The organism is Fundidesulfovibrio sp., assembly GCF_058402725.1.
Genome location: NZ_JBZVFJ010000161.1, coordinates 1 through 6918, shown reverse-complemented (window position 1 = coordinate 6918; position 6918 = coordinate 1). Strand labels below are relative to the sequence as shown.

Sequence of the window (6918 nt, the reverse complement as noted above, 5' to 3'; positions counted from 1 at the left end):
CGAGCACGTGGGCCGCACCACCGCCATCAACATCCCGTTCCCCCAGGCCATCCCCAAGAAGGCCTCCATCGACCCTTCGGCCTGCATCCGCTTCAAGACCGGAAAGTGCGGCGTCTGCGCCAAGATCTGCCCCACCAAGGCCATCCGCTACGACCAGCAGGACGAGATGGTCACGGAAGAGGTGGGGGCCATCGTGGCCGCCACCGGCTACGACCTCATGGACTGGACCGTCTACGGCCAGTACGGCGCGGGCCGCTACCCCGACGTGGTGACCAGCCTGCAGTACGAGCGCATGCTCTCGGCCTCCGGCCCCACGGGCGGGCACATCAAGCGCCCCTCCGACGGCCGCGAGCCGAAAAACGTGGTGTTCATCCAGTGCGTGGGCTCGCGCGACCCCTCCGTGGGACGCCCCTACTGCACGGGCTTCTGCTGCATGTACACCGCCAAGCAGGCCGTGCTCACCAAGGACCACATCCCGGACTCGCAGTCCTACGTGTTCTACATGGACATCCGCGCCCCGGGGAAGATGTACGACGAGTTCACCCGCCGCGCCGTGGAGGAATACGGAACCCAGTACGTGCGCGGGCGAGTCTCCATGGTCTATCCCATGGGCGACAAGCTCGTGGTGCGCGGGGCCGACACCCTGGCCGGAACCCAGGTGGAGGTGCTGGCCGACCTGGTGGTGCTGGCCGTGGGCGCGGAGGGCGCGAAGGGCTCGCCCCATCTGGCCGAGAAGCTGCGCATCTCCTACGATTCCTACGGCTTCTTCATGGAAGGCCACCCCAAGCTCAAGCCAGTGGAGACCAACACCGCCGGCGTCTACCTGGCGGGCTGCTCGCAAGGCCCCAAGGACATCCCCACCTCCGTGGCCCAGGGCAGCGCGGCCGCGGCCAAGGTGCTGGGCCTGTTCTCCAAGGACCAGCTCCAGAGCGACCCCCAGGTGGCCAAGGTGGACCTCAAGCGCTGCGTGGGCTGCATGAAGTGCGCGCTCACCTGCCCCTTCGGGGCCATCAAGGAGCTGGAGACCCGGGGCGAGACGAAGGTGGAAGTCATCGAGACCGTGTGCCAGGGCTGCGGCATCTGCACGTCCACCTGCCGCCAGGGGGCCATCCAGCTGCAGAACTTCACCGACAACCAGATCCTGGCCGAGGTCAACGCGCTCCTGCTGACCGCCGAGGAAGAGGAGGCCTGATCCATGGACAAGGAACTGCGCATCGTCGGATTCCTCTGCAACTGGTGCTCCTACGGGGGCGCGGACACCGCAGGCGTGGGTCGTTTCATCCAGCCCACGGACCTTCGCATCATCCGCATGCCCTGCTCCGGCCGCCTGGACCCGCTCTTCGTGCTCAAGACCCTCACGGGCGGCGCGGACGGCGTGCTCGTCTCCGGCTGCCACCCGCGCGACTGCCACTACGCCGAGGGCAACTACTACGCCCGGCGGCGCCTGGAGGTGCTCAAGCGCTTCCTGCCCGTCATCGGCATCGACCCGGGACGCTTCGAGTACACCTGGGTCTCGGCCTCCGAGGGCCAGCGCTGGCAGCACGTGGTCACGGAGTTCACGGCCCAGGTGCACGCCCTGGGCCCCATCCAGCGCATCGGGAAGCAGGCCCAGGCCAGGGCCTGCTCCTTCGCAACCTCGGGCCTTTTCGCCCGGGTGGAGGACTAGCGCCATGTCCGTCATGGACGAACTCAAGGCCCAGATCGCCCGGCGGCTGCCCGATCTGGACCTCGTCATCGGCTGGGGCCGGGGCTACGACGCCCTGCACCGCACCCCCGTGTTCCTCAAGGACGCCAAGGAGCTGGACCAGCTGGTCTTCGACCCCCTGTGCGTGCACAACTTGGCCACCTACCTCACCCGCTTCGGCAAGGGCAAGCGCGTGGGCGTGGTGGTCAAGGGGTGCGACTCGCGCTCGGTGGTGCAGCTGCTCCAGGAAAAGCTCATCAGCCGCGAGCACGTGACCGTCTTCGGCCTGCCCTGCGAGGGCGTGGCGGACCTGGGCCGCGTGAACCGCGCCCTGGCCTCCCGGGGCCTGGTGATGGGCAAGGCGCGCGAGGCCGCCTTCACGGCCCAGGGTCTGGAGCTGGCCTTCAAGGGGCGCTCCGAGACGCTGCCCCTGGGCGAGGTGATGGCCGCCAAGTGCGGGCGCTGCGCCTACCACGACGCCGTGCTCTTCGACGAGTTCGCGGGCCAGCCCGTGGGCCGCAAGGACCCCGACGCCCACGACGACCTGGCCGCCTTCGAGGCCCTCACCCTGGAGGAGCGCATGGAGTTCTGGCGCGAGCAGATGGAGCGCTGCACGCGCTGCTACGCCTGCCGCAACGCCTGCCCCCTGTGCGTCTGCCGCGACCAGTGCATCGGCCAGAGCCGCGAGCCGGGCTGGGTGAGCCAGCGCTCGGGCCTGGAGGAGAAGTTCTTCTTCCAGATGATCCACGCCACCCACCTGGCCGGGCGCTGCACCGAGTGCGGAGAGTGCGAGCGGGCCTGCCCCGTGGACATCCCGCTCATGCTCCTCAAGCGCAAGCTGGGCAAGGAGATCGTGGAGCTCTTCGACTACCGGGCCGGCACCGACGTGGAGTCCAGGCCGCCTCTTCTGGCCTTCAAGGTCGAGGAGGACACCATCAACGAGAGGGGCTGGTGATGGCCGCCAAGTATCTTCCCGGCGACAAGCTCGCCGCCTGGCTCAAGGAACTCTCGGGCAGCCGCCTGGTGCTCGTGCCCGTGATGGAGCGCGACGCCGTGGTCTTCAGGCCCTTCGCTGAGGATGTCCCCGTGGAGCTGGGGCGCCAGGCCAACGTGCCCCCCAAGGACGCCGTGTTCCCGGCCACCGAGCGCCTGATGCGCTTCCGCTACGTCAAGGACCCGGAAGACCTGGGCAAGGTCTCCGTGGAGCTGGAGGAGACGGTGGAGGCCCCGCCCGCCGTGGTGGTGGGGGGCCGCCCCTGCGACGCGCGCGGCTTCACCGTGTTCGACAGAGTGTACAATTCGCCGCGCGCCACCGACGTGTACTACCAGGCCCGGCGCGAGAACACGCTCTTCGTCACCCTCTCCTGCGACGACCCGGACAACGCCTGCTTCTGTCACTGGGTGGGCAGCTCGCCCTCGGACGCCCGGGGCTCCGACGTGATGCTCACCCCTGTGGAGGGCGGCTTCCTGGTGGAAGAGGCCTCCGAACGCGGCAGGGAGCTTTTGGGGAGCGCCCTGCTCACAGACGCCTCCGAGGCGAGCGTCTCCCAGGCCCAGACCGCCCGCGTGGCGGCCCTGGAGGCCCTGGGCGAACGCTTCGACCCCGCCCGGGCTCCGGCCAAGCTCCTGGAGAAGTTCGACGACATGGGCTTCTGGGAGGACGTCTCTGCCAAGTGCATCAGCTGCGGTGCCTGCACCTACCTGTGCCCCACCTGCTACTGCTTCAACGTCACCGACGAGCGCACGGGCATGACGGGCGAGCGCATCCGCACCTGGGACACCTGCATGTCCTTCCAGTTCACCCTGGAGGCCAGCGGGCACAACCCCCGGCCCACCAAGGCCCACCGGCTCAAGAACCGCGTGGGGCACAAGTTCAGCTACTATCCGGAAATCCACGGCGGCGTCATCGCCTGCTGCGGCTGCGGGCGCTGCATCAAGTACTGCCCGGCCAGCGTGGACATCCGCGAGATCGTGCGCAAGGGCGTGGAACTCCCCGCCGCCAAGCCGGAAACCAAGTAGGGAGTCCTCCATGACCGCAAGCAATCCCTATCTGCCCGAGATCGCCACCGTGGTGGAGACCGTCCAGGAAACCCCCACCATCAAGACCTTCCGCGTGCGCCTGAACAATCCCGGGCGCATGGCGGCCTTCCGCTACGAACCCGGCCAGGTGGGCCAGCTCTCCGTGTTCGGCGTGGGCGAATCCACCTTCGTGATCAACTCCCCCCCCACCCGCATGGACTACCTCCAGTTCTCCGTGATGATGGCGGGCGAGGTCACGGCAAAGCTGCACACGCTCAAGGCCGGAGATCAGGTGGGCGTGCGCGCCCCCCTGGGCAACGCCTTCCCCTACGAGTCCATGAAGGGCAAGGACATCGTGTTCGTGGGCGGCGGCATCGGCATGGCCCCCCTGCGCACGCTGCTCCTCTTCATGCTGGACAACCGCAAGGACTACGGCAAGATCACCCTGCTCTACGGCGCGCGCAGCCCCGAGGACATGGCCTTCCGCTACGAGCTGCCCGAGTGGACCACCCGTAAGGACATGGAGACCGTGCTCACCATCGACCGCGAGGCCCCGGGCTGGGAGCACAAGGTGGGGCTCATCCCCAACGTGCTCCTGGAGATGGCCCCCAAGTCCAAGAACGCCGTGGCCGTCACCTGCGGCCCGCCCATCATGATCAAGTTCACGCTCCAGGCCCTGAAGAAGCTGGGCTTCGAGGACGAACAGATCGTCACCACCCTGGAGAAGCGCATGAAGTGCGGGGTGGGCATCTGCGGGCGATGCAACATCGGCGCCAAGTACGTCTGCATGGACGGGCCGGTGTTCACCTACGCCCAGCTGAAGGAATTGCCCAACGAACTGTAGCGGACAGGGCGTCCCCCCCGGGGACGCCCTGTTCCCATCGAGCCGCGAAACTTCGGCAAACCGCTTGAATCCCGGCGGTTCCTGCACTAGGATTGGTCGTGAGACTTCGCGGGACGCCTGATCACCGGCCAGGCCCTTCGCGCCGACCGGAACGTCCCCGGAGCAGGCGGTCCGCTTCCCTCGCGTCGCCGCCGCGCGCTTTCATCATCCCCGTCCAGGGGCTCACCATGGGAGGTCCCAGCATGCGACTCTCGCTCAAGGCCGCCTTTCTCGCTCCGGTGCTCCTCGTCGTCACGGCCGGCCTCGGTGGCCTCGTCTGGCTGGGGGCCAGCGCCACGCGCGACTCGGCCGCCACCATGCTGCGCTCCGACATGCCCATCGTGGCCCAGACCATCGTGCGCGACATCGCCACCTCCATGACCCTCAAGACCGAGGCCCTGCGCACCTGGACAGACATCGCCGTCACCCAGTCCACCGCCGCGACGGGCGAAGGGCATGAAGCATTCCAGAAACGCCTGGCCTCCACCGTGGCTTCCTACAAGAGCCTGGGCATCGACTACGTGAGCCTCTACACCATCAAGGGCGACCTGGCGGGCACGAGCCTCCCCGGCCCTCTGGCCAAGGCCAACATGGCCGACCGCGACTACTTCAAGGCCGTGACCAGCGGCGGCAAGCCCTACTTCATCTCCAAGGCGCTCCTGAGCCGCATCTCCAACAAGAACGTCCTCGTGGTGGCCGTGCCCGTGAAGAACGAGTCCGGCGCTGTCACCGGCGTGCTCACCGCCGCCGTGGGGCTCGATTCCCTCACCGGCGAGGCCTCCCAGATCCGCATCGGCTCCACCGGCCGCGTGCTCCTCTTCGAACCCGACGGCAAGGCCATCGCCCACCCGGACAAGGGGCAGCTCCTCAAGGACGAGGCCGCCAAGGACGAACTCATCCGCAAGGCCATGGACGTGAAGAGCGCCGGACTCGTCGAGGCCGCCGACGGCCGCATGGCCGCAGTGCAGCGCGACCCCTTCACCGGCTGGGTCTTCGTGGTGGAGGCCCCCATGGAGGACCTCAACGCCATGGTGCGCTCCTCCATCAACCAGCAGGCCCTCCTGGCCGCCCTGGTGACCATCGTCCTCACGGGGGCCATCTGGCTCCTCTCCGTGAAGGTGGTCACCAGCCCCCTCACCCGCTGCCTCGGCTTCGCCAAGGACGTGGCCGGCGGCAACCTGGACAAACAACTCGAAACACAGACCAGCTGCGTGGAACTGCTCGAACTCTCCCAGACCCTGAGCAACATGGTGACCACCCTCAAGGCCAACCTGGCCAGCATCGCCGACAAGGAGGCCCTGGCGCACGCCGAAACCCAGCGCGCCCAGGAGGCCCTGCGCCAGGCCGAAGAGGCCGGCTGCCGCGCCGAACGCTCCCGCATGGAGGGCCTGGCCGAGGCCGCCGGACGCCTGGAGGGCGTGGTCAAGGGCGTCAACGACTCCTCCGGCGTGCTTTCGCGCCAGATGGTCGAGGCCGTCCAGGACGCCCACGCCCAGCAGGACCGCACCATGCAGACCGCCACCGCCATGGAACAGATGACCGCCACCATCCTCGAAGTGGCCAAGGGCGCGCACGACGCCGCCGGACAGACCGACGCCGCAAGCCAGAAGGCCCTGGAAGGCCGCGCACTCGTGGATCAGGCCGTCTCCGCCATCGCCGGGGTGGACTCCCTGGCCGGGGAACTCAAGCAGGCCATGGACGGCCTCGCCGCCCAGACCAAGGCCGTGGACCAGGTGATGACCACCATCTCCGACATCGCCGACCAGACCAACCTCCTGGCCCTCAACGCCGCCATCGAGGCCGCGCGCGCAGGCGAACACGGGCGCGGCTTCGCCGTGGTGGCCGACGAGGTGCGCAAGCTCGCCGAAAAGACCATGACCGCCACCAAGGAAGTGGGCTCCACCATCTCCGCCATCCAGAACGGAACCCTGGACAACGCCCGCAAGGTGGTGGGCATGGCCGACGCCGCCACCAAGGCCAGCGAACTGGCCCGCACCTCCGGCGCGGCGCTGGCCGAAATCGTCTCCCTGGTCGAACACGCCCTGGACCAGGTGCGCTCCATCGCCACCGCCAGCGAGGAGCAATCCGCCGCCAGCGAGGAGATCAACCGCTCCGTGGACGAAATCCGCGAACTGGCCGGACGCATCGCCCAGGGCATGACCCGCTCCGAGGAAATCCTCCACGAACTGGCCCACCAGAGCGACTCCCTGGAGACCATCATCGTCTCCCTGCGCGGCAACCAGTTGGAGGCGTAGGCGGGAAGAGAAGAGAAGAGAAGAGCCTCCGGCGGCCAGGGCTCTGCCCTGGACCCGCCAGGGGGGAGCCCCCCCTG

Annotated in this window: 6 protein-coding genes; all 6 read left to right on the top strand. The window is 68.3% G+C overall.

The window, feature by feature from the left end; translation table 11 throughout:
• A partial coding sequence (locus ACV4UX_RS16100) for a 4Fe-4S binding protein (RefSeq protein WP_491594300.1) occupies nucleotides 1-1192 on the top strand: 1192 nt, incomplete at its 5' end.
• A gap of 3 nt (nucleotides 1193-1195) precedes the next feature.
• On the top strand, nucleotides 1196-1666 hold the full coding sequence (locus ACV4UX_RS16095) for a hydrogenase iron-sulfur subunit (RefSeq protein WP_491594299.1): 471 nt from the start codon (nucleotides 1196-1198) through the stop codon (nucleotides 1664-1666).
• Between the two features lie 4 nt (nucleotides 1667-1670).
• Nucleotides 1671-2639, top strand: coding sequence for a 4Fe-4S dicluster domain-containing protein (locus ACV4UX_RS16090; RefSeq protein WP_491594298.1), 969 nt, complete (start codon nucleotides 1671-1673; stop codon nucleotides 2637-2639).
• Nucleotides 2636-3703 (top strand): 4Fe-4S dicluster domain-containing protein, encoded by a 1068-nt coding sequence (locus tag ACV4UX_RS16085; protein ID WP_491594297.1) that lies wholly within the window; start codon nucleotides 2636-2638, stop codon nucleotides 3701-3703. Before ACV4UX_RS16090 ends, ACV4UX_RS16085 begins: the two co-directional genes overlap by 4 nt.
• A 10-nt stretch (nucleotides 3704-3713) precedes the next feature.
• The gene (locus ACV4UX_RS16080; RefSeq protein ID WP_491594296.1) at nucleotides 3714-4547 is read left to right on the top strand and encodes an FAD/NAD(P)-binding protein; all 834 of its coding nucleotides are present in this window, start codon (nucleotides 3714-3716) and stop codon (nucleotides 4545-4547) included.
• A gap of 242 nt (nucleotides 4548-4789) precedes the next feature.
• A complete protein-coding gene (locus ACV4UX_RS16075) occupies nucleotides 4790-6841 on the top strand; it encodes a methyl-accepting chemotaxis protein (RefSeq protein ID WP_491594295.1) in 2052 nt (683 codons plus the stop codon).
• Nucleotides 6842-6918: the final 77 nt, after the last annotated feature.

What these genes read in the sequence shown, in the direction of transcription:
- ACV4UX_RS16075 (WP_491594295.1), top strand. Translation starts at nt 4,790, where the DNA reads ATGCGACTCTCGCTCAAGGCCGCCTTTCTCGCTCCGGTGCTCCTCGTC.
- ACV4UX_RS16080 (WP_491594296.1), top strand. Translation starts at nt 3,714, where the DNA reads ATGACCGCAAGCAATCCCTATCTGCCCGAGATCGCCACCGTGGTGGAG.
- ACV4UX_RS16095 (WP_491594299.1), top strand. Translation starts at nt 1,196, where the DNA reads ATGGACAAGGAACTGCGCATCGTCGGATTCCTCTGCAACTGGTGCTCC.
- ACV4UX_RS16090 (WP_491594298.1), top strand. Translation starts at nt 1,671, where the DNA reads ATGTCCGTCATGGACGAACTCAAGGCCCAGATCGCCCGGCGGCTGCCC.